The sequence below is a fragment of the Odoribacter sp. AF15-53 genome (assembly GCF_003479425.1).
In the GTDB taxonomy this organism is placed as follows: Bacteria; Bacteroidota; Bacteroidia; order Bacteroidales; family Marinifilaceae; genus Butyricimonas.
Window position 1 is genome coordinate 101,733 of record NZ_QUHC01000001.1, and the last position, 23,842, is coordinate 125,574.

General features: G+C 35.9%; 26 protein-coding genes. 22 read left to right on the forward strand and 4 right to left on the reverse strand.

The window, feature by feature from the left end:
- From DWW52_RS00355 to DWW52_RS00370, 4 genes are all read right to left on the reverse strand, one after another.
- Window positions 1-351 carry a 4Fe-4S dicluster domain-containing protein gene (locus DWW52_RS00355; protein WP_118713498.1) on the reverse strand — a complete coding sequence of 117 codons (351 nt, stop codon included), beginning with the start codon at window positions 349-351 and terminating at the stop codon, window positions 1-3.
- A gap of 115 nt (window positions 352-466) precedes the next feature.
- Window positions 467-1,489 (reverse strand): FAD-dependent oxidoreductase, encoded by a 1,023-nt coding sequence (locus DWW52_RS00360; protein ID WP_118713499.1) that lies wholly within the window; start codon window positions 1,487-1,489, stop codon window positions 467-469.
- Window positions 1,490-1,554: 65 nt separating this feature from the next.
- On the reverse strand, window positions 1,555-2,757 hold the full coding sequence (locus DWW52_RS00365) for a CoB--CoM heterodisulfide reductase iron-sulfur subunit B family protein (protein ID WP_233556616.1): 1,203 nt from the start codon (window positions 2,755-2,757) through the stop codon (window positions 1,555-1,557).
- Window positions 2,758-2,788: 31 nt separating this feature from the next.
- On the reverse strand, window positions 2,789-3,481 hold the full coding sequence (locus tag DWW52_RS00370) for a 4Fe-4S dicluster domain-containing protein (protein WP_118713500.1): 693 nt from the start codon (window positions 3,479-3,481) through the stop codon (window positions 2,789-2,791).
- A gap of 256 nt (window positions 3,482-3,737) precedes the next feature.
- On the opposite strand from DWW52_RS00370, the gene rbr reads away from it, so the two are divergent.
- From rbr to DWW52_RS00480, 22 genes are all read left to right on the forward strand, one after another.
- Window positions 3,738-4,316 (forward strand): rubrerythrin, encoded by a 579-nt coding sequence (gene rbr, locus DWW52_RS00375; RefSeq protein ID WP_118713501.1) that lies wholly within the window; start codon window positions 3,738-3,740, stop codon window positions 4,314-4,316.
- 283 nt (window positions 4,317-4,599) lie between these two features.
- Entirely contained in the window at window positions 4,600-5,280 is a 681-nt protein-coding gene (locus DWW52_RS00380; RefSeq protein WP_118713502.1) for a hypothetical protein, read from the forward strand.
- 157 nt (window positions 5,281-5,437) lie between these two features.
- Complete coding sequence (locus DWW52_RS00385; RefSeq protein ID WP_118714257.1) at window positions 5,438-5,821, forward strand: 3TM-type holin; 384 nt, start codon at window positions 5,438-5,440, stop codon at window positions 5,819-5,821.
- Window positions 5,822-5,823: 2 nt separating this feature from the next.
- Entirely contained in the window at window positions 5,824-6,405 is a 582-nt protein-coding gene (locus DWW52_RS00390; protein WP_118713503.1) for an N-acetylmuramoyl-L-alanine amidase, read from the forward strand.
- A gap of 151 nt (window positions 6,406-6,556) precedes the next feature.
- Entirely contained in the window at window positions 6,557-7,198 is a 642-nt protein-coding gene (locus DWW52_RS00395) for a hypothetical protein (RefSeq protein ID WP_118713504.1), read from the forward strand.
- 543 nt (window positions 7,199-7,741) lie between these two features.
- Complete coding sequence (locus tag DWW52_RS00400; RefSeq protein WP_118713505.1) at window positions 7,742-8,266, forward strand: UpxY family transcription antiterminator; 525 nt, start codon at window positions 7,742-7,744, stop codon at window positions 8,264-8,266.
- A 5-nt stretch (window positions 8,267-8,271) separates the two neighbouring features.
- Window positions 8,272-8,985: a hypothetical protein gene (locus tag DWW52_RS00405; RefSeq protein WP_158582441.1), complete on the forward strand. Its 714-nt coding sequence runs from the start codon at window positions 8,272-8,274 to the stop codon at window positions 8,983-8,985.
- A gap of 21 nt (window positions 8,986-9,006) precedes the next feature.
- Complete coding sequence (locus tag DWW52_RS00410) at window positions 9,007-10,215, forward strand: polysaccharide biosynthesis protein (protein ID WP_118713507.1); 1,209 nt, start codon at window positions 9,007-9,009, stop codon at window positions 10,213-10,215.
- Between the two features lie 17 nt (window positions 10,216-10,232).
- Window positions 10,233-11,366 (forward strand): DegT/DnrJ/EryC1/StrS aminotransferase family protein, encoded by a 1,134-nt coding sequence (locus DWW52_RS00415; protein WP_118713508.1) that lies wholly within the window; start codon window positions 10,233-10,235, stop codon window positions 11,364-11,366.
- Window positions 11,359-12,570: an ATP-grasp domain-containing protein gene (locus tag DWW52_RS00420; protein ID WP_118713509.1), complete on the forward strand. Its 1,212-nt coding sequence runs from the start codon at window positions 11,359-11,361 to the stop codon at window positions 12,568-12,570. Before DWW52_RS00415 ends, DWW52_RS00420 begins: the two co-directional genes overlap by 8 nt.
- Window positions 12,571-12,575: 5 nt before the next feature.
- Window positions 12,576-13,214, forward strand: coding sequence for an acetyltransferase (locus tag DWW52_RS00425; protein WP_118713510.1), 639 nt, complete (start codon window positions 12,576-12,578; stop codon window positions 13,212-13,214).
- A 7-nt stretch (window positions 13,215-13,221) separates the two neighbouring features.
- Window positions 13,222-14,157 (forward strand): ACP S-malonyltransferase, encoded by a 936-nt coding sequence (gene fabD, locus DWW52_RS00430; protein WP_370449474.1) that lies wholly within the window; start codon window positions 13,222-13,224, stop codon window positions 14,155-14,157.
- Window positions 14,158-14,179: 22 nt separating this feature from the next.
- Complete coding sequence (locus DWW52_RS00435) at window positions 14,180-14,407, forward strand: acyl carrier protein (RefSeq protein ID WP_118713511.1); 228 nt, start codon at window positions 14,180-14,182, stop codon at window positions 14,405-14,407.
- Window positions 14,404-15,162 carry an SDR family NAD(P)-dependent oxidoreductase gene (locus tag DWW52_RS00440; protein ID WP_233556618.1) on the forward strand — a complete coding sequence of 253 codons (759 nt, stop codon included), beginning with the start codon at window positions 14,404-14,406 and terminating at the stop codon, window positions 15,160-15,162. Before DWW52_RS00435 ends, DWW52_RS00440 begins: the two co-directional genes overlap by 4 nt.
- 7 nt (window positions 15,163-15,169) lie before the next feature.
- A complete protein-coding gene (locus DWW52_RS00445; protein ID WP_118713513.1) occupies window positions 15,170-16,171 on the forward strand; it encodes a 3-oxoacyl-ACP synthase III family protein in 1,002 nt (333 codons plus the stop codon).
- Window positions 16,172-16,191: 20 nt separating this feature from the next.
- Entirely contained in the window at window positions 16,192-16,953 is a 762-nt protein-coding gene (locus DWW52_RS00450) for a hypothetical protein (RefSeq protein ID WP_118713514.1), read from the forward strand.
- Window positions 16,950-18,473, forward strand: coding sequence for a lipopolysaccharide biosynthesis protein (locus DWW52_RS00455; RefSeq protein ID WP_118713515.1), 1,524 nt, complete (start codon window positions 16,950-16,952; stop codon window positions 18,471-18,473). The genes DWW52_RS00450 and DWW52_RS00455 overlap by 4 nt, the downstream gene beginning before the upstream one ends.
- A 28-nt stretch (window positions 18,474-18,501) precedes the next feature.
- On the forward strand, window positions 18,502-19,794 hold the full coding sequence (locus DWW52_RS00460; protein WP_118713516.1) for a glycosyltransferase: 1,293 nt from the start codon (window positions 18,502-18,504) through the stop codon (window positions 19,792-19,794).
- A gap of 4 nt (window positions 19,795-19,798) precedes the next feature.
- Window positions 19,799-20,713, forward strand: coding sequence for a DapH/DapD/GlmU-related protein (locus tag DWW52_RS00465; protein ID WP_118713517.1), 915 nt, complete (start codon window positions 19,799-19,801; stop codon window positions 20,711-20,713).
- Window positions 20,710-21,774: a nucleotidyltransferase family protein gene (locus DWW52_RS00470; protein ID WP_118713518.1), complete on the forward strand. Its 1,065-nt coding sequence runs from the start codon at window positions 20,710-20,712 to the stop codon at window positions 21,772-21,774. The genes DWW52_RS00465 and DWW52_RS00470 overlap by 4 nt, the downstream gene beginning before the upstream one ends.
- A gap of 23 nt (window positions 21,775-21,797) precedes the next feature.
- Window positions 21,798-22,988, forward strand: coding sequence for a hypothetical protein (locus DWW52_RS00475; protein ID WP_118713519.1), 1,191 nt, complete (start codon window positions 21,798-21,800; stop codon window positions 22,986-22,988).
- A 101-nt stretch (window positions 22,989-23,089) separates the two neighbouring features.
- The gene (locus DWW52_RS00480) at window positions 23,090-23,827 is read left to right on the forward strand and encodes a WecB/TagA/CpsF family glycosyltransferase (protein WP_118713520.1); all 738 of its coding nucleotides are present in this window, start codon (window positions 23,090-23,092) and stop codon (window positions 23,825-23,827) included.
- The last annotated feature ends 15 nt before the right edge of the window (window positions 23,828-23,842 follow it).

Consider the following 23,842-nt stretch of genomic DNA (forward strand, 5'->3'; position numbering starts at 1 on the left):
CTATTCCCGGTTTTCAATTTTATTTTGTTCCCTGATGTAATTGAGCATCTCTAAAATCATCTTGCGGGTCTCGACACCTCTCGGGCAAACGAGCATGCATTTTCCACACAACATACATTTCTGTAATTGCTCTTTTGCATCCTTGGTTTCCCCTCTTTTCATGAGCATCTGAACCTTCCGGATGTTGAAATCCGTGAGATTCCCTGCCGTACACCCTGCCGTGCATCCGCCACAACCGATGCATAGCTTGCTGCTGGGAACGGCACTCGCGATGTATTCCGTCATGGACTTGTCGTTCGTGTCGTAGTTGATACTCCGTGTTTCCGATATGTTATATCCCCAAAAGTTCATCACTTCATTTTAAATTTTATTAATTCTGTGATTTAATGATTTCCGATTAGGTGATTCCATCTGCACAAAACTAACGTTTTAATAATCACTTAATCATTGATCGAAAATCTCTGAATTATTTCATTTGTAATTGTTCTATAATGCAACTCGCCGCCGAACGGGCATCTGCCAACGTGTCGGTCAAGTTCATCGGGGCACTCCCGCATCCGGCCACGAAAACGCCTTCCACGTTCGTGAAATTGTTGCGATAGTGTGGATCCAGTGATTTGATGAATCCGTTGGGCGCCAAGTTCAAACCTAGTTCGTTTGCCATTTTGCGACTCCCTTCCGAGGATTCCATCCCGATCAACAGGATCATCATATCGAGCGTCATGCGTAACGGTTTACCCACGAGAGTATCCTCAACCTTGATTTGTAGTTGTTTGTTCATATTCTCCGCGGCCTCCGACAATCTTCCCCGCACGAATTTGATGTTATATTTTTCTTGAGCCTCCCGGTACATCTCCTCGTATCCCGGTCCGAACATACGCATATCCATGTAAAAGCAGAAAATCTCGGTATCGGGTAACAATTCCCGAAGCTCGATCGCTTGTTTCACCCCAGTAATGCAACAGAGTTTGGAACAATGATAGTTGCAGACCTTTTCGTCACGGGAACCCACGCAATGGATGATCCCGATACGTTTCGGGGTAGAGCCGTTAGCCATGGTTATCCGGTGGTTGTAGAACATGTTTTCCAGTTCTACCGAGGTGATCACGTTCTCGTATATCCCGTAACCGTACTCCTCTTTCCTGCGAGCATCGAAGAGCTTGAAACCCGTGGATACCAGCAGGGAATCACCTTCGAGCAGGCTGCCATCCGTGAGAGGTACGAGAAATTTACCTTCCTTGTTTTTCTCGATTTTCTGGGGTTCCATACCCAGATGTATTCGAATTTTCGGGTGATTCAGATGTTGTTTTAATTGTTCATTCAGATCTTTGGCGTATTTCCGATCGGGAAACAGTTGATACCAGTTGTTTAAATTCCCCCCGGTTTCATTGTTTTTCTCAACTAATTCCACGTCAATTCCTTGACTTGCTAATTGGTGAGCTGCCTCGCAGCCTGCCGGACCTCCTCCGATAATGATGACTTTAGCCATATATATAATTAAATATTGAATATTGAAAATTGAAAATGAGTGTGTTCATGCTTCTTTTTTCAATTTCAAGGTTTGATATTCAGGTTTGCAACTCTCAGGTAAGTAGGACATTTGGGGGCCCCGATGTTTTCGCCTCGTATGTTCTTGAATTTGGCTTCAGGATCATACGGGATACCCATTTTATCCAGCAGGGGTTCCACGGATACCTGGTGCATCTGGAGACCGATTTCCCACGGGTCATATCCCAGTACTAGGGCGGTTAGTTCCTCGTAAGTTAATACCGGAATTCCATACCCGTCCTTGTCATAGGTGGTTCCTTCCATTTCGCTGATCGTGTATTGCCATTTATCCATGAACATGGCGCACCCCGGACAGTTGGCCACGATAAAGTCGGGTTCGTAGGGTTGCATGGATTCGAATTTCTTTTTTGAATTAGCCACGGAGTACCCCCGGTTTGCCATCACGAGATATTGACGGAAGCCGAAACCACAACAATGTCTTCTTTCGGGGTAATCGATCACGTCGCCTCCCCAAGCATAGATCAACCCGGACAGAACAGCCGGGAACTCGGCACCCCCGATTCCTTTCGTGGGGAACATCTTCGAGTAGTGGCAACCGATGTGATCCACTCCCCGAAGAGGTCTTCCGGTGTGAACATCTACCAGTTTGTATTTGGCCTGAGCGGCGATTTCGTTTCTGAACTTGTAGATGATGTCCGACGTGTGAGCTAGATTCTTGGGTTTTTTAAATTCACGTTTGGTCGCTTTCCAAAGGAATTCCCGGATTTTGTCCTCAATTTCCGGGTGATGTTCCCAGGTTTCTAAAATCTCGGTGTATATACCGAAAGAGGTAATACAGGAGGGTGTCATGTTCTCGTACCCCGCCTCGGTCATCAACGCGAAATGACGGGCAACAACGGTCATGATCGTTTCGGCAGGAACGATGTCCGAGTGATAACCGATTCCGGTGCAAGTCGTGTGTCGGGGATCATCAATGACATCTTTTCCGAGTTTATTCTTCATGATATCCAAGTACGCCCATTCCGATCCCGGAAAGAACGTCTGGCGGATACAACTTCTCGCGTAAAAATAATGATCATCCGCTATCTCTTTCTGATAATCCTTCCATATCTGTTGTTTTCCGGGATTCGCCTCCGGCGAGTTACAGGAGAGAATCGCCTCCGGCGAGTTGCAAGTTACAGGTTTGCAAGTTACAGGTTGTTTCCCGTCATGTGAGCCGTTATCTATATCTTTATTGAATCTATTCATTTTCAATTTTGCATTTTCAATTTTCAATTGTCTACTGGTGTTTCCCGCTATTCTCCATGTACGTTTTCAGGAAATACGATTCTTCCAAATCGACTTTTTCATTGTCGGCCACGGTCTGGGAGCAACTGTCGATTTTCTTCAGGAATTCCGTACCCCCGGTCACGTCAAAAATCTTCCGTAACTCGTCCATGCTTTCCGAATCAACCTCCCGTAACGCTCCGGCTCCCGGTTTCCGGTAGTTGGAGTGCATCCGTTCGTACACGTCATCCAGGTTCTCGTATATCCATTCCCATACCGGACCTTGTTCCGGGTGCATTTCCGGTTTAACCAGATCGGGGGTAACGCAATATCCCCGGTTGAGAATAGATTCCCCGATCACGTGTTTCAGTGCGTACTGTTGGCGTCCTTTCTCCGAATAGACGAAATATCCCAGTTCCTGCGAAATTTTTCTTAATGCCATGATCACGAGGCCCGGGGTATTACAACGCGGACAACGGGTCTTGCAAGACATGCATTCCCCGCAATACCAGATCGTTTCGCTTTTCAACAACTCTTCTAGTTCTTCTTCATTTCCCCGTTGCACGGTTTCCACGATTACCCGCGGGTCGTAATTGTAGAATTCGGCTGCCGGACAAATTGCCGTGCACACGCCGCAATTCATGCAACTGTTCAACCCCTCGATAAAGTGAATATCTTCTCGTAACTTCTTTAAAATCTCTGACATAATTAACGCTATATGAACAAATTATTCGTCATAATTCTTTTGCATACAAAATTATATCTTAATATTTTACAACTAAAGGAGAGAAATGCGTAAAAATGAAAGGGTATTTATACTACCACGGGAACAAGTCCCGTGGTAGTGTTACAGGTTAGCAAGTTACAAGTTTCAGGTTATTTAGATTCAAACTAGATTTCAACCTGTAACCCACGAACTTGTAACCTGTAACTTTTTCTTTTCGTAAAGAAAAGGAAAAACTATGAACAAGAATGTAAAAGGTACTTTAACCGAGGCTAATCTTTTAAAATCTTTTGCCGGAGAGTCACAGGCAAAGAATCGTTACACTTTTTTTTCGGAAGTAGCAAAGAAGGAAGGTTATGAGCAGATTGCCGGTATATTTTATGAAACGGCATTACAGGAAGAGATGCATGCGAAACGTTTCTTCAGTCGTTTAGAAGGCGGGATGTTGGAGATCACGGCGGCTTATCCGGCCGGGATAATTTTGGACACGGCCAGTAACTTGGTCGAGGCAGCTGAAGGGGAATATGATGAATGGCATCACCTGTATCCCGAATTTGCAAAAGTGGCAGAAGAGGAGGGATTTAAAGATATCGCCGTGATGTACCGGATGATTATCGAGGCCGAGAGAAATCATGAAACAAGATATCGGAAACTCTTGTCGAACCTGCAGGACGGAATTTTGTTCGAACGTCCGAAAACCGTGAAATGGTATTGTCGTAAATGCGGGTATGTTCATGAAGGAACAGTTGCACCCAAGGTTTGCCCCGCTTGCTTGCACCCGCAAGGATTTTTCGAGTTATTGATAGAAAATTATTGATGATAGCATAAGTTCTTTCTTAAAGAGGATAGGAAAAAAGGGAAACCGATTTTCCTATCCGATATATAATGTTAAGTCTAGAAAGATTATTTTTAAATATATTTTATTGTATATTTGTGATAAGTTTTGACATGATGGGGTTGAAAGTCCGTTGAAATGTCATTTTTTGCAGGTGTGGTGGTAAATTAGAATATGTTTTTGTGGAATGATGAACCGTATACTGAAATTACGGGATAGGAAATAGCTTATAGAATCTGGGAAACTCGTGAAAAATTGCGAAATTATGGAAACGAAATTTTTCGAAGAGTATGAACGAGAGTTACTAGTTGGCAATATCCTGGTGACGAATGATAAGTTATGTGCTTGTTATTTTAATAATTACCGGGAGATCGCCGTTTATGGCTATCATTTGGCAGTATTGGAGTTAAAATTGATGAACGAGTTGATCGGGATTTTTCCTTGCGGGGTCATTAGCAGTGGTTACCGGCGAATGTTGGAACCTCAACTTTTAGTGATCAAACGACTTTTTCATGAGGAAGACGATGGTACGGTAACTCGTTCCGACCTGATATCCCGTTCCGGGAGTGGTGAACGGGTTGTGCTTTCCCGTACTCAACAGAAATGCGTGTCGGCTTACGTGCAGGTGCAATGGGAGTCTCTTTCCCGGATACTGGTATTCATCGGGGAGGATGACCGCTTTTTAAATTTTCCGTACTTTTTTACAGGTAAAATTTCCGAGTTAATTCATTATTGCGAGGCACTTTACACGTGCCAGAAAGTGGTGGGTGTTTCGGGTGAGATGGATTTGCGCCAATTTATAGAGTCCGTCTTTCATTTGCTACATCGAAAAGTGCCCGGTCGGATTGATTTGCTTCTTGAGCGTATTTTCACGAGCAAAAATCGTATGCTGCATTTTGATAAATTCCGGAAGAAATATAGAGACGAGATCCTGAAAGGTAATTAGTTGCCGAAAAACGTGCGTGTATCACTTTTTATGTGTAATTTGCTTGTAATCACGTAAATGTGAGTTATATCCGTGATGATACAAATTTCGCCTTTTCGAGCTTCTACTTTTGAAAATGAAATTATTATTCGAAAGTAGAATCTTTAAAAATGAAAAGATGGAAATGTTGTCAAACCTGGTAAGCGAAATCGGTGGAATTATTGATTCGCTTACCCTTTCTTCAAAAGAGAAGATGCAGTTACGGGCAAGCCTGACGGAAGCGCTTTCGCGATTCGAGGCGGACCTGCAAAAAGAACAATCCTCGGTGATCCGGTCGGAGTCACAGGGTAACTGGTTACAACGCTCGTGGCGTCCACTCGTGATGCTCACGTTCTCGGCTGTCGTGTTGCTGGGAATATTTACCCCGCTTCCCTTGCCTGATGACGGTTCCCGTTTCTGGGATTTACTGGAAATTGGCTTGGGAGGGTATGTTGTCGGCCGGAGTTTCGAGACGGTATCCTTGGGACTTGGTAAACGGATTAAGAACCTGTTAAAGAAGTAAGTATGAAAATCGAGGATCACAAATTGGTAGCGTCTAACGTGAAACAGATGCACTGTAATAAAAAATCGAAATTACTCCCGGTGGTCGACACGATTGTGTTACATTACACGGCTGGCGGGAATGCTATGTCCGCGGCGCAAATGTTGGCAAGTGCCGATAATTCCGTGTCGGCTCATCTCGTGATTGCCCGTTCGGGACAAATCCTTCAATTGCTTCCTTTTAACGTGAAAGCGTGGCATGCGGGTTATAGTTCGTTGGAGGGGCGGTCGAACGTGAACAATTTTTCAGTTGGTATCGAGCTGGATAACGCGGGACACTTGCATCGGCGGGGAACAGAGTGGTTTACTTGGTTTAACAAGCAGATTATGCCTGACGAGGTGTTTACAACCGTGTTAAACGGAAGGGCGTCCTACTGGCATGCTTATCCGGCCATCCAGATCGAGGTGTTGGCAGAAGTTTGTCGGGCGTTGAGACGAAATTACCCGATCCGGAATATCGTGGGACATTCCGATATCACTTCCCGTAAACTTGATCCGGGACCCGCTTTTCCGTGGGAACGATTCAATGCCTTGGTGACTGGATAATCCGGTGATCGGCTTGTTTAACGCTTACATCTCTTCGTTATCTCTGGCTTATAGTTTCGTTATCTCTTCGTTACTATATAGGAACGTATAACGATAGTATATCGAAGACATAACGAAGGGATGTAAGTTTAAGTATTTTAAAACTAATGTTATGAAGAAAAGAGGATTTGTTTTGTTAGAAAACTTTTTAGGAAGAGTTGACAACTTGCTATTTTATCGTAGGAACCGTCGTCGTTACGTGCGTAAAATCAGGAGTAACGTGAAAAAAAGAGTTGTTTCCACGTCCCGGCAGTTGCTGGGACAGGCTCGGTTTGCTTACGTCGTGGCCTTGTACAGGGCGATCAAAGACACGTTTTTGCATGAGATCTGGCGGTTATCTCCCCGGGCAGAGGGAACGACCGGGTATCATAATTTTATTCGTTCGAATTACGCTGCATTCGGACTGGAAGGGATGATTCTTGATTATTCCCGGTTGAAAATAAGCGTGGGAAACCTGCGTTTACCTTTAGGAATTTATGTTGAAGCCGTAAGCGGACGTGAAATCGTGATTATGTGGGACACGGGTTGGGGGGAGTTGCAGGGGGATGAAGCCGATCGTTTGTACGTGTTCCTGATGTATGGCGATGACAGTTTCCGTTTCACCTTTTTTGATCGTCTAGATGCTTGTCGGGGAGAAGGTTATGCTTCTATTGAATTGAGTGCGAAGGAAGTTGATCCCGTGCATCTTTATTATTTCTTCGGATCAATGGATTTGCTTGATTTTTCGGATTCAGGCTATTGCTGTCTGAAGTAAGTATTTATAATTCGTTTTCATACACATAGATGGGAGATCTCGTGGGACACTCATCCGTTTTTTAGTTGAAATCACGTTAAATGAAAAAGGAGATGATGTAAATGTTATTAGAAGAAATCTATTGAAAAAGAATTATTTATAGTATTAAAAAACGATCATTTTATGATATGGACGTTTCGTTTAATTTGAATTTTGTTGAAAATATGTCAAGTACTTGACTGTTAAAAAGAAGAAAAACTTTAATTTTTAGTTGCGCAACATGAAAAATTAGTATATTTGCCACGCAATAATCGATCGTTTTTTAAGATGAAGGTATGAAAAACGACAAAATGACGATTGTTTGCATGGGGATAGAATATCATTTTCTTCCAAAGACAGTTTTTGCGGGCTGTACCTGTTTAAGGATGGTGCGTAGAACAAGTGGAAAACAAAACGTTAAAGCCTGATTTTGCAGGTTAATGCGCGAAGCGTATCCTAATGAATCGTGATACAAAAATTATTATTAATCAATCACGAAGATTCCAGATTTTATAAACTATATATATGTTAGAGAGTACGAGAACGTTACATTGGTATGCGGCGTACACTAAAATCAATCAGGAATTAACGATTAAAAAGCGGTTGGATGGTCTGGAGATCGAGAATTATCTGGCCATGCGGGATGAAGTACGTGAAACTTCTTCAGGGAGGAAAAACGTGCGTGTCATCTTGATTCCTCATTTGATTTTTATCCGAACGGATCAATCAACCGCTTTCTCGTTACTTAATGATCATGGTTTGAGTATCATTTATTTGAAGGACTTGGAAACCCGTCATTTGTTGGTCGTTCCCGACAAGCAAATGCGTGATTTCATGTTTATTCTTGATTTTTCAGATTCTACCGTTGAGGTAATTAATGAAGAGTTGAAACGTGGTGATCGGGTACGAGTAATTAAAGGCCCTTTAATCGGGTTAGAGGGAGAATTGCTCCGTATCAAGGGGCACAAACGTGTGATAGTACGCCTGGAAGGAGTGGTTTCTGTTGCCACTTCTTATATTCCGGGATCTTTCCTAGAAAAAATAAAATAGCGATTGTGGCGATGAATTTTAGTGATTTGTACAAGAAAATATCGGACATTCCAATCGGGGATTTTCCCTCGTCTGCCTTGTCCGGTTTATTGCACGGGTATATTTCGGTTTTCTCGATGGTACGGGTAAACCCGTGGTTGGAAGAGGTGTATGGTTCCCAATGGGATATCCATGAACGAATCCGGGAAATAGCAGGGGAGTTAGCTGATTTGGTAAACGATCCTTCGATCTCGTTGGAAGAACGAGTTGTCCACGTGGCCGATTTGCTGGAAACCTATTTGATGTATTCCGATATGGATTTTCTGGATATTGCCTTGGAGGCTGCTTACGAGATCATATCACCGGAAGGAAGTGATGAGATCGTGTTGCCTTGTCGTACTCCGGAAATGTGTCGGTTGTTGTGTAGCTGTTACTATTTTACGGGAGAAGAGAGGTGTGCGGAGTTGGCGGGAGAGATTGTAAATGGATTAAAATCTTGTGTTTTAGATAAGAGTTTAGATGATGAAAATGCGTTAATATATTTACTTTCCATGGAGTTCTATGTAGATATAGTTGGTGAGGGAGAAGATTGGAAGCATGTGATAAGTAGCCTTAAAGCTAACGTGTTGCAGTTGTTGGAGAAAGAAAAAATTCATGAATCACTTTTAAGGCAAGTGTTTTATTTCAATGTGTTTGCTTTGTACGAATACATGAAGTTAGGAGTGATTGAAAGCAAGTAATTTAAGAAATTCAGTTTACTTATGATTGATATAGATTGGTTTATTGGTGAATATATAACAAAAAGACCTGTTAGTATGTTTGTTCAAGATATTGAAACAAACAAAGAAAAACTGTTAAAGGAAATTCAAGGGAAAAAAGTATTAGTAATTGGAGGTGCGGGTACGATAGGTTCCTCGTTTATAAGAGCGATATTGCCTTTTAAACCGATAGAATTAGTGGTGATTGATATTAGTGAAAATGGTTTAACAGAGTTAACTCGGGATTTACGCTCAACAAGTTGTATGTATGTACCTGAAAAATATAGAACTTATCCGATTAATTACGCCGATCCGATTTTTGAGAAAATATTTAGGGAGGCAAAAGGTTTTGATATTGTTGCTAATTTTTCGGCTCATAAGCATGTGAGAAGCGAGAAAGATCAATATTCTGTAGAGGCTTTGTTAGAGAATAACGTGATAAAAGCTCGTCGTCTGCTAGATCTGTTGGTCGAGATCCCTCCAAAACATTTTTTTTGTGTATCAACGGATAAGGCTGCTAATCCCGTGAATGTGATGGGGGCGAGTAAGAAAATCATGGAAGATATGATATTTGCCTACTCTGATAAATTTAAAATTAGTACAGCACGTTTTGCAAATGTTGCTTTTTCTAATGGTTCATTATTGGCAGGATTTATTGATCGTTTAATGAAAAAGCAACCATTGGTGGCTCCATTGGATGTAAAACGTTATTTTGTTTCACCAGATGAGAGTGGGCAAATTTGTATGCTCTCTTGTATTTTGGGTAAAAATAAAGAGATATTCTTTCCTAAGTTAGGAGAAGAACAGATGTTGAGTTTTGCTCAAATTTGTGATGATTTTTTGCATGTGTTGGGGTACGAGGTAAAAAGATGCGAGAATGATGAGGACGCGAAAAGGTATGCGGCAGAAATGTCTGTTAATGATAAAACGTATCCTGTAGTTTATTTTAATAGTGATACTACTGGCGAAAAGAGTTTCGAGGAATTTTATATTCCCGGTGAAAAATTGAATATGGAGCGTTTTGGGTCATTAGGGGTTATAGAGGAGGTGAAGGTACGTCCGATAAATGATATTGACAATTTGTTTTTTGAATTGAAAAATGTTTTTGCAAAAGATGTTTTTTCAAAGGAAGAGATTGTTAAGGTTATGAAGCGTTTCATACCGAATTTTGAACATGTGGAGAAGGGAAAGAATTTGGATCAAAAGATGTAAATTAATAGTATAAATTTATGGAATATCAAATTCCTTTATTTCAATTGAATTTCGGAGAAGAAGAAATTCAAGCCGTGACGGAAACAATCCGTTCTAAATGGATTTCTACGGGACCTAAATGTGAAGAATTAGAACAATTATTTGTAGAGATGATGCAGGTAAAACATGCCGTAAGTGTATCGAATTGTACGGATGCTTTGCATTTGGCATGTTTAACGTGTGGATTGCAGCCGGGAGATGAGGTACTTTGTCCTTCATTAACTTTTGCAGCTTCGGTAAATTGTGTTCGGTATGTAGGTGCTACTCCTGTTTTTTGTGATATTGTGGGACCTGGGCATATAAATATTGATCCAGAAGATATCAAGAGAAAGATAACTGCTAAAACGAAAGCGATTGTGGTTGTTCACATGGCTGGTTTTCCAGCTATGATGGATGAGATTATGACAATAGCTAGAGAATATCACTTGAAAGTGATTGAGGATGCGTGTCATGGTCCGCTTTCCGAGTATAAAGGGAAAAAATTGGGAACGATAGGAGACGTGGCCACGTTTAGTTTCTTTTCAAATAAGAATATTAGCACGGGAGAGGGGGGGATGTTGATTACGAATAATGATAAGATTGCAGCCAAGGCTCGATTATTGCGTTCTCATGGAATGACAACGATGTCATACCAGCGGGCTAAAGGGCATGCAACAGCTTATGATATTGTTGAGTTAGGGTATAATTTTCGTATGGACGATATTCGGGCTTCGATTGGATGTGTGCAAATGCGGAAATTGCAGGCAGATTTGGAGAGGCGGATTCGTGTTAGAAATAAATATGTGGATGAATTAACTCAAGTGAAAGGAGTGGTAGTTCCGTTTGCAGATAACACGGAATTTGTATCGAACTACATCATGCCGATCGTGTTGGTTGACTCAACAAAAGAAAAAAGAGATCGAGTTCGTGATGCAATTCATCAAGCTGGGATTCAAACGAGTAATCATTATCCGGCAATACATAAATTTTCGATTTATAAAGATTATGGGGCGGTGTTACCTCAAACAGAATACGTGGCAGATAATGAAATCACTTTACCGATGTATGCTGCATTGACAGATGAGCAGATTGAATTTATTGTTAGAATAGTAGATAGAGCAATTCATGACTAAAAAATCGATATTAGTTTTTGGGGTAGGGGAATTGCAATGTTCTATTATAAACAGGGCTAAAGAGAAAGGTTTGTTTGTGGTGGGGATTGATCCATGTGCAGATGCTTATGGCAAGGAACTGGTAGATGCTTTCGAAGTTGTTGATGGTCAGGATTATGAAAGAACTTTGGCGGTTGCTCGGAAATATAATGTAGCAGGTATAATTACGGCGGCAACGGATAAGCCTTTGGTTATGATGGCTAGAGTGGCAAAAGAATTGAATTTAAAGTTTTATCCCGAGGATACGGCTATTATTTCCACTGATAAGTTTCTAATGAAAGAGGCCTTTAGGAAAGGAAATATTCCATGTGCTAAAGGAAAACTTATATTTTCTGTTGATGAGATTGATGATTTCGTTTTTCCTGTAATATTGAAACCAAGAGATAATTCCGGAAGCAGAGGTGTTATCTTGTGTGATAATATTGATTCATTAAAAACTGCATTCGAGGAAACTATTCGGTACACAAAAAAAAGTTCTGTTTTAGTGGAAGAGTTTATAGAGGGGAAGGAATATAGTATTGAGAGTCTTCATTGGAATGGCAATACGGAAATTATTCAATTTACGGAAAAAAGAACAACACCTTTTCCATATAATGTAGAGTTAGGACACATACAACCAGCGGATATTTCTTCAATAGATAAAGAAAAAATTAGGAAAATAATAGAACAATTAGCTATTGTTTTGAAATTTGATAATTGTGCTTCCCATACAGAGTTAAAAATTAATAACAAAGGAATTTTTGTTATAGAAACAAGTCCGAGATTGGGGGGAGATTATATAACTTCAATGCTGGTTCCTTTATCGACAGGGGTAAATATGGAAGATTTGTTAATTAATATTTCTTTGGGAAATAAAATATGTGTTTGTGATTGCAAACATCAATTTGATAAATTTTCTGGAGTTACTTTTATTGCGTTGTTAAAACAGGGGAAAATTACGCATATTAATGCTATTGAAATGAATAGTAAAATAATGTCTTGTTCAAATGTGAAATTTTTTATATTTAAGTTGAAACAAGGGGATGAAATTGTAAAGATTACTAATAGTTTAGATCGTTATGGACAAATTGTAATGCAAGAAAATAGTAGAGAAAAATTAATGGAAGCTTTGCAAAAAGGCAATGTGATTGTAAATAAGTGTGTTCAAATATTGAATAATAGATAATTTTTGTGGAGAAATTAGTTATAATTGGGAGTGGAGAATATAGTCAACAGGTAGTTGATTATGCTCTTTCTACAAAAAAATTTCAGATAATAGGATTTATCGATAATAATCGGAGTAAGGGAGAAGTTATCATAGGGTATCCAGTATTGGGAGGAGATGATTGTATTGGAGAGTTGTATAAGACAGGAGTATTTGATAGTATATTTATAGCTCTTGGATATTTGAATTTGCATACAAAAGAAAAATTATATAATTATTTGAAAGATGCAAATATCCCATTAGCTCAAATAATATCTCCAATGGCGATAGTGCATCCTACTGCTAAAATAGGAGAGGGGTGTTTGATTACAGAAGGGGTGATAGTAATGAAAAATGTTGTAATTAAAGATGATGTCTATATAGGTTCTGGTTCCTTAATAGGGCATGATTCTATAATAGGAGAGCATTCTTTTGTTGCGGGACGTGTTGCAATGGCAGGATTTGTTAATATTGGTAAGCGCAATTTTATTGGGGTAAACTCTTCTGTAGCAAATAATATAAAGGTATGTGATGATGTATGGATTTCTTTGGGAGCTATAATTGCGAAGAATTTAAAGTTGCCAGGGAAATATTTTGCGTCATCATTAAAATTGATAAAACTGTGATTTGTTTATGATAAATGCATTTATGTTTCCTGGACAGGGCTGTCAAAAAGCAGGAATGGGGTTGGATCTTTATAATAATTTTGAAGAAGCGAGAGAATATTTTAAAAGAGCCGATGAGTTTCTTGGATGGAAGATATCAGAGGTTATGTTTTATGGTTCTGAGACAGAATTAATGGAAACGAAAAATACACAGCCTGCAGTGTTCTTATATGAGGTTATTTTATCTTTAGTTCAAAAAGAAGTTTCCCCAGATGTTGTTGCAGGACATTCTTTGGGTGAATTTGCAGCGTTGGTTGTTAGTAAAACTATTTCTTTTGAAGATGGGTTAAATCTTGTTTTAAATAGGGCCTTAATTGCACAAGAAGTTTGTGATCGATTTGATTCTGCAATGGGGGCTGTAATAGGTTTTTCTGATGAATATGTACGAGAAAGATTAAAAGTTATTTCAGAGGAGACTAATGAACCTCTTTATATTGCAAATTATAATGGTCCAGGACAAATTGTGATTACGGGTTCTAAAAAAGGAGTTCGATTAGCGTGTAAAATGTTAAAATCAGAAGGAGCGAAGAAAGCTGTACTTCTCGCAATTGGAGGTGCTTTTCATTCTCCATTTATGAATGCAGCTCAGATTGAATTAGGAAAAATTATTAAGAATACAGAATTTTTTAAACCAGTTTGTCCTGTGATTCAATGTGTGGATGCAAAGGCTCATGTTGACCCGATACGAATAAAAGAAAATTTACTTAAACATATAACTCATTCTGTTTTATGGGGTGAAATGGTTTATGAAATGTTGAAATATGGTGTTGATAATTTTTATGAAGTAGGAACAGATGATACTCTTCAAAAGATTGTTAAACGTATATGTCCAGATAAAAATGTAACTAGTATATTGTATTTGCCTTGTTATGCAGGCAAGATTAAAGATTATTCTATTAAATAAATAATGCTATAAATTTGAATGTATGGAATTAAATGATTTTGTAAAAAAAATTGCTGCAGAGTTTGATGAAACTCCAGTTGAGAAATTTTCAGCTTCTGTAAAATTTAAAGATTTAGAAGAATGGGGGTCTTTAACAGCTTTGTCAATTATTTCTATGATTGATGAAGAATTTGACAAGAAAATCACAGGTGAGGATTTAAGGTCATGCGGGACAATAGAGGAATTGTATAACTTGGTGTTGGCAAAATGACTATGTATAATCCATTTTCTTTGGATGGTAAAGTAATATTAGTTACGGGAGCTTCTTCTGGAATTGGGAGAGGTATTGCTATTGAATGTTCAAAGATGGGTGCAAAGATAATTCTTTGTGCCCGTGATTTGAAGCGACTGACAGAAACCTATAATTTATTAGAAGGTCAGCATCATATTATTATGCAAGCGGATTTATCTCGACAATCTGATATAGAGAATTTGGTTAAAGACTTACCTTCTATAAATGGAATTGTGCATTGTGCAGGAATTTTGGAAATTATACCTGTAAAGTATATAAATAGTAATGTTTTTGATAAAATATTTAATATAAATACATTGGCGCCAATTTTACTTACTGCCCAAACAGTGAAACTGAGAAAATTATTGTCGAACTCATCTATCGTTTTTATTTCTTCAATTTCAGGAATTTCTATAGCTAATGTAGGAGAAGCAGTATATTCTGCTTCTAAAGGAGCGATTTCCGGTTTTGTAAAAGCTGCAGCATTAGAACTAGCTAATCGAAATATTAGAGTGAATAGTATCAATCCATATCAAGTTCCATCAAACTTATTAAATAAGTTTACTGAGGTTTTTACAGAGGTAAATATGGAGAGTACATTAGAGAAAATCCCTTTAAAGAGAGTGGGCAAGCCAGAAGATATTGCTTATGGTGCTATATATTTGTTATCTAATGCTTCAAGTTGGGTTACCGGTTCTAATTTGGTTATTGATGGTGGTTTTACATTATTGTGAGATATAGATGAAAGCGTATATAAAAAAAATAGAATATTATTTGCCAGAGAGTGTATTGACAAATGCGCAAATAGTAGAGAAATTTCCAGAATGGACTATTGAAAAAATTGAAAATAAGATAGGTATACGTACGCGTCATGTTGTAAAAGAAGATGAAACAGCTTCTGATTTAGCTTGTCAAGCTGTAGAGAAATTATTTACTGGGAGTTCATTTGCAAAAGAAAGTGTTGATTGTTTGATTTTTTGTTCTCAAAGTCCAGATTATATATTACCAAGTACGGCTTGTATTTTGCAAAAGCGTTTAGGGCTTCTTGATTCCATAGCAGCGTATGATGTAAATTTAGGCTGCTCTGGTTGGATTTATGGAATATCAATAGCGAAGGGATTGGTATGTAGTGGTATTAGTAAAAATGTATTGTTGGTAACCGCTGAAACCTATTCCAAGTATCTTCATCCACAAGATAAAGGTAATAGGACTATATTTGGAGATGGAGCTGCGGCAACTTTAATTAGTGATAATGGAATTGCAGAAATAGGAAATTTTGTTTTTGGAACAGATGGGGCAGGAGCGGAGAATTTGATAGTAAAATGTGGGGGGGCAAGAAATCGTTATCCGTTAAACGATTTGTCTTTTGATGATTTTGGTAATCCCAAATCATCAGATTATTTGTATATGGATGGAGCATCGATATTGAACTATACGTTGGATAGAATTCCGACCTTGGTTTATGATGTATTACAGAAAAATGATATAGGAATAGAAGATATTGATTTACATATATATCATCAAGCAAATAGATATATTGCAAATTTGCAAAGGCGAAAATTGAAAATAGATGTAGAGAAATATTATCATTGTTATGAAGAATGTGGAAATACTGTTTCATCAACAATTCCAATTGCAATTTTTGAAGCATTGAAAGATGGTTCTATTCAAAAAGGTTATAAAGTGTTATCTGTGGCTCAAGGTTTAGGTTATTCTTGGGGAGGCTGTGTATTGACATTTTGAATTAATTAAATAGTTTGTATATGTCTACGAATAGGGTTGAATATTTATTTGATTATTTTACGTTGACTAATTATAAATCACTATTAGAATTAGCTCTCGAAAAAGGTTTTTGTTTTATCGTATTTACAGATAATTTTTTAGCCGATAGAAAAGATATTTTGTGGAGGCATGATGTAGAGTTTTCTCCAGATATAGCATTAAAAATGGCTCAAATAGAACATGATTTAGGTGTGAAAGCAACTTATTTTTTTCAAATTCATAGTGAATTTTACAATATATTTGATTGTTATTTTAGTGACATTTTGAAGAAAATAAAATTATTGGGGCATGAAGTAGGACTCCATTTTGATGCACATTATTATGGTGTCAAAACAGAAAATGAATTAACGAGGTTTATTGAATTAGATAAAAATTATTTTGAACAGGTTTTTGATTGTCATTTGAGTGTTTTTTCATTTCACAATACCAATTCGTTTATTCTTAAATGTGAAGATTACGAATATGGAGGATTGGTAAATGTCTATTCTAAATATTTTAAAGAGCGATTTAGATATTGTGCTGATAGTACTGGATATTGGAGATATGAAGTTTTGGACGAACTACTAAAAGATAGTAGTGTAAGACATTTGCAGGTTCTTACTCATGATGCAATGTGGAGTACGGAGGTATTATCACCAAGAAAGCGGGTGATGAAAAGTATTCAAGATAATGCAGATCGGATAAAGAGACAATATGATGATTTACTTCCAATGTTAGGAGCAAAAAATATTGATGACGAATGAATTCATCAAATAGGATAATTGTAAATACAGGAATACTCTATGGCCAGTTGTTAATTCAGCTGGTTTTAGGGTTAATTACGACTCGTTTTGTATTAAAGGCTTTAGGGGAAGTTGATTATGGTATTTATATGCTAGTTGCAGGGATTGTTACGATGTTAAGTGTAGTTAATTCTAGTATGATAAATACTTCTATGAGATATATAGCTTATTGTTTGGGACAAGGGGATATTGGTGTCGTAAAAAAGATGTTTAATACAACACTTTACATCCATATAATTGTTGGAGTGTTTGTTATTTTATTGATGGAAATTGGAGGGTGGATAATGTTTGAATATGTGTTGAATATTCCTGCGGATAAAATTTTTGAAGCAAAAATAGTATACCAGTTTATGGTTATTACAACTTTTATTTCAATAATTTCAGTTCCTTATGATGCCGTGATGAATGCTCATGAACATATTCTTATTTTGTCTATTATAGATATCTTGGGATTTATATTGAATTTATTACTAGCTATTTATTTGTTGTATGCAGATAAATTTTTGTTAATTCAATATGGTTTTTGTATGTTTTTAATTCAGGTTTTGCTGAGGTTTGTGAAACAACAAATAAGTAAGAAAAAATATGAAGAATGTAGGTTAGATTTTAAAAAAGAGATTGATCGTACATTGATAAAAGAAATATTAACATTTACAGGTTGGAATTTATTTGGGATGATTGCTGCTTTATTTGTAGGGCAATTAAGGGGAATATTCTTGAATTTCTTTTTTGGTGTGAAATTGAATGCTGCAGAGGGATTAGGTAAACAAGTTAATGCTGCAATTAATAAATTATCTACGGGAATAACTAAAGCAATTACGCCTCAACTTAATAAAAGTGAAGGTGCTGGGAATCGTGAGTATGTATTAAAAATAACAAATACAGGAATAAAATACACAACATTAATGTTTGCGTTAGTGGCAATACCTTTCATATTAGAGTGTCGTTATTTTTTGAGTTTATGGTTAGGAGAGGTTCCCATTTATACAGTAATTTTTTGTCAAATTATATTATTGCAGCAATTAGTAGATAAATTTACTTGGCAGATAGGAAATGCTATTCGCGCAGTGGGAATTATTCGAAATTATCAGTTGGCAGAAGGATGTTTGTTTTTATTGGGAATTCCTATTGGTTGGAGTGTATTATACATAAGTGGAAAACCAATTTCAATTTTTATTGTTGAGCTAATTATATTTTTTTTAGTTTCTGGAATTCGAATTTTTTACGGTAAAAAGATAGTAGGATTAGATATATCTATTTTTATTAAAAGTACAATTTGTCCTATATTGTTTCCGATGTTGTTAGCTTTTGCATTGGCTTATATTGTTCATTTATTGCCAATAGAGGATGTTGCTAGAGTTTTTGCAGTATTTAGTGTTTTTGTAGGTGTTTTTTCTTTATTGTTTTATTGTTGGGGTATGTCTAAAGAAGAAAAATTTTTTTTAAGGAACATGATTGTTAATTGTGTTCTTAGAAAGTGAGGATGAGCTATTATTAAATATATTATATATGAAAGTAGTAATAATAACACACTTTTCAAATTCACTGGTTCGAGCATGTTTGCCTATTTCTCGTTTGAAATTAGATAATTGGATTCGTGCAATAGTTGGACAAAAATCAAATCGCTTTGATAAAGATTTTGCACCTTGGATAACAGTCTTAATAAATGAATTGAGAAAGAAAAAAAATTTAGAGCTTCATGTAATAGCTCCTTATATGGGGTTAAGAAATGATATATGTGAATTTTGTAAAGAGGGGGTGCATTATCATTTTTTTAATTGTAGCTTATCATCATATTATTTAGAAAGTTTGATGCTTTTGTTGAAAAAGGATTTTATGATTCTTAAGTATAAAAAAAATCGTAAAATCATAAAGAAGTTTGTTCGAGATATTCGGCCAGATATTATAAATTTGTATGGAGCAGAAAATCCTTATTATGCATGTTCTGTTTTAGATATAAATGATGTTCCCATAATTTCATCATGTCAAACAGTATATTCTAATCCCCAACGTATTAAATCAGAACCAGTTTCTAAACGTAGATGGGAAATGGAAGAGCAAATATTTAAACATGTGAAATATTTTGGAGTTTCGTGTGACCTATATGATCAATTGGTGAAGAAGGTAAATCCTCATGCATTGACTTTTTTTCATCGCTTTCCAGCAATGGATATTCCTGAAATAGAAGAAAGAATAAAAGAATTTGATTTTGTGAATTTTGCCGCAAATCATTGTGATAAGAAAGGATCATTTGATTCTATATTGGCTTTAAATATAGTGAAACAGAAATATCCTAATGTAATTTTGAATATTGCAGGAGGATGTGCTCCTAGCGTAAAAAATGAAATGTTGCAATTAATAGAAAGATTTGAATTGCAAAATAATGTTGTATTTACAGATTACTTCTCTCAACATATAGATTTATTGAATCATGTGAAGAAGGCTTGGTATGCAGTATTACCTGTTAAATTAGATGTAATATCTGGGACTATATTGCAGGCAATGAAATTGGGATTGCCTGTTGTAACTAATATTACGAGTGGGACTCCTAGTTTAAATTTGAAAGAACAATGTGTTTTATTAGCAGAGCCTAATAATATTCAAGATTTAGCAGATAAAATGATTCAATTATTGGATTCTTCTATTTTAGCAAATGAATTGAAAAAAAATGCACGAGAATATTATAATGCATATTCTGATAATGAGGCAATTGTAGATAGATTAGTTCAAATATATCAAGTGATTATAGACCATCATTGTTATAATCGAGCAATACCAAAACAATTTTTATTTAAATATTAGACTAATGGAGAAGCATGTAGAGATATCAAAAATTATAGATTTTTTGAGAGAAAATGTACATAAGGTATATGGAATTTGTAATAATATAACTGTTTCTTGTCTTAGTGATATAGAACATGTAAATGAAAATACGTTAGATTGGATTAGTCCTCATCGGAAAAATAAATTAGATATAGCAGAGAAGTCCAAGGCTTTAGTGATTGTAGTTGGAGAAGATATTGGATATTCTGATAAGTTAGAGAGTCAAGGTAAAGTTATTATTGTGGTCGATGATGCAAAAAAAGCTCTTGCAAAAGTAGCCAATGAATTTTGGATAGAAGCTAAAACGGCGTTTGTTCACCCTGCTGCTAATATAGATAAGGAAGCAAGGGTTGATTCATCTGTATACATAGGTGCAGGATGTGCGATAGGAAAATGTTCAATAGGTTCTAACACGGTGATTCATCCCAATGTTACTATTTATGATGGTGTTACAATTGGGAAAAATTGTATAATTCATTCGGGGGTCGTTATAGGAACAGATGGGTTAGGGTGTCAGCGAGAAATTGATGGTTCTTTAGTTAAATTTCCACATTTTGGTGGTGTTATTATTGGTAATGATGTTGAAATAGGTGCGAATTCCCAGATAGCTAGGGGAGCTTTAAGTGATACGATAATAGGAGATGGCTGTAAAATTAATGGTTTGTGTTTTATTGCACATAATTGTATTTTAGGAAAAAATGTATGGATTACAGGAGACACAATGCTTGCAGGATCTGTAAAAGTTGAAGATAATGTAACAATATTTTCTAAAGTAATCGTAAGAGAACAAGTTTGTATTGGTATGTCTTCTATTGTAGGAATGGGATCTGTTGTAACAAAAAGTATCCCTGCAAATGAAATGTGGTTAGGTGTTCCTGCGAAAAGAATAGAAAAATGATAGAAAAGTTAAATAAATTGTGTATACCTAAATCGCTATCTGTATTTTCCGCTTTAAAACGAATGGATGAACAAAAGCGTAAATTACTTATAGTTGTTGATAATGATAATTCTTTTTATCGTTTATTGAGTATCGGTGATATTCAAAGAGCCATTATTGGAAATATTAATTTATCTACGTCTGTAGATAAAATTTTGCGTAGTGAAACTAAAGTCGCTTTAGTAACTGACGATGTTGAGCTAGTAAAGCAGGCTATGCGTGAGCGTAGGATTGAGTTTATGCCGATTATAGGTATTAACAAGGAAATCATTGATGTGTTATTTTGGGAAGATTTGTTCCCAAAAGAAATTGTGAGAGAAAAAGAACAATTGAATTTACCTGTTGTAATCATGGCAGGTGGTAAAGGAACTAGATTAGCTCCATTAACACATGTGTTACCCAAACCATTAATTCCTATTCGTCAAAAGTCTATGCTGGAAGATATAATGGATCAATTTGTAGCTGTTGGATGTCATGATTTTTATATATCAGTGAATTATAAAGCTGAAATGATAAAATATTATATGAGTTCACTACATAATTCAGATTATAATTTATCTTATTTTCAAGAAGATATGCCATTGGGAACTGCAGGAAGTTTACATCTATTGAAAGATAAAATCAAAGATACTTTTTTTGTTTCTAATTGTGATATTTTGATAGATCAAGATTATTCTGATATAATAAGATATCATAGGGAGAGACAGAATGAAATAACTTTAGTTGCTGTGTTAAAAGAATATTATATTCCTTATGGTACATTAGAAACCAAAGAGAATGGAAGATTAAAATCTATAACAGAAAAGCCTAATCTTGTATTTAAGATTAATGCTGGTTTTTATGTTTTGGAACCTCATTTAATAAAAGAGATTCCGTGTGGAGAATTTTATCATATAACGGATTTAATAGAAAAATTAAAAAAAGAAGGTCGAAATATAGGAGTGTTTCCTGTTAGCGAGGGTGCGTGGACAGATGTTGGAAATTGGGAAGAATATATGCATTGTATCGGATTTGATTTATAGTTATGCGTGTTAAATATTGTAAAATGCATGATTGTGTTTTAAAATTAATCTTGTTGTTTTTGGCTTTTGCTTCGTTCCGTCCATTTTTTACATTTATACCCATAACACCATTACTAGAAAGTTTGGTGTTATCACTAATCTTTATAACAAGTTATAAAGTGCTTTGTAATAAAGCAATCGTATTTTTTTTGATTTATTATTTATTGGTGTTTATAGATTTATTCGTATGTGGTAATACCTTCATGCAAGGAAATTTGTATGTAGTATTTACATTTAGTATGGAATTGTCTTTTTTGTTTATTGTTTATTACTTTGTTAAAATAAGTTTAGATGATTGGGTTAAAGCGACTAAATATGTATGTACGTTTATATTATTATCTGCGTTAATAACATTTTTTTTTAATTTAAAACAGCCAGGATTTTATCGTAATGTTGAACTTGAGAGAGAGGAGTTTAGAATGGTTTATGAGGCACGAGGTGTTTTATCCTATTATATGTTTCATGCAATAGCTCTTTTATTTCCTTTTTTGATTTTAGTTTGGAAACTTGATAAGAGTAAAGTATATCGTAATGTATCAATATTGTTGTTATTTTTGTTTATTTACTTGATGTTCTCAAGTTCTATAACAACGGCTGTGGCATTGGGAGGAATTTCTATAGTTTTGGCTTTAAATACAAGTACAAATAAAAAACAAATTGGTTTAATTTTATTTTTATTTATAGTAGGGTTGTGGGGAAAGAGTATTGTTTTAGGTGTGATAGATTTTTTACTACCATTTGCAGAAGGAACAGGAATGTATCAAAAGTTGGATGTCATTCGTTTAGGGGTTTCTTATGGAGATCAAATTATGCTAACAAATGGCCGAAGTAATTTGTATGGTGATTCTTGGGATGCTTTTTGTAATAATCCTTTTTTAGGCTGTCATAATGCAAATTTGTTGGGAGAGCATTCGTTTATTATAGATAGATTAGGTTTTTATGGTTTAATCGGTTTTTTGCCTTATTTGATATTTCTTTTTTTACAAATAAAGATGCCATTAAAATATATTTCACCCTATATAAGACCTTATTATTATTGGTCTTATTTTCCTTATATAGGTATGATGTTTTTGAAAAACATTCATTTATATGAAATGTATTGTGTCGTGTTTATTGTTGTTCCGGGGCTCTATATATGGGCCTCTAAAAGATATTTCCCTTCTTATTTGAAATAATTGTATTCAGGAGATTGTAAGGTGTAGTTATCTTAATTGAAGCAATATATATTTTAATTGAGTTAAAATTTATTTCGTTAAATAATAGAAATGTACATAGAATGAATGTATTTGGTTTGCATATAGAATTTAATCATGATGTGTTTGATAATACGGTATTTACGTTGATTAAAGAACGAGGAAAAGGTTATGTTTGTGTTATAGATGCAAATGTTTTGACGATGTCTCGTCGAGATAGAAATTATCAAAATGTAATAAATGCAGCTTATGTAAATACATGTGATGGAAGTTCTATTGCAAGTATGGTTAATATTATATATAAGACTCATTATAAGGCGTATAATGGACCAGAAATTTTTGGAAAATATATAGAAAAGCCAATACGGCAATTACTTCTTGGAAATACTCAGGAGAAATACAACATGATAAAAACGGTATTACGCGATAAAAATGTAGATGATACTTATTTGTCGTATTTACCCTTACCTTTTATAAGTGTGAATGATTTTAATTATGAGGAAATTGCAAAGCAAATAAATCAAATACAAGCAGATATAATATGGGTTTCTTTAGGTGCTCCTAAGCAAGAAATATTTATGAATAAGATTTTACCTTATATTGATAAAGGCGTTATGTTTGGGATTGGGGCTGCTTTTAATTTTTATATAGGTGAATTAAATTGTCCCAAAATACATATCGGTTCATTGAGATTTATTTGGTTGGATAGGTTGTATAGAGAACCTAAAAAAATCTGGCGGAGATTATTTAATTACTTGAAAATTCTACCTGGTTTATATTTAACAGAGATGAAGCGTAAAAGAAAAAATAATCGAGATTAGTCCTTGAGAAAAATA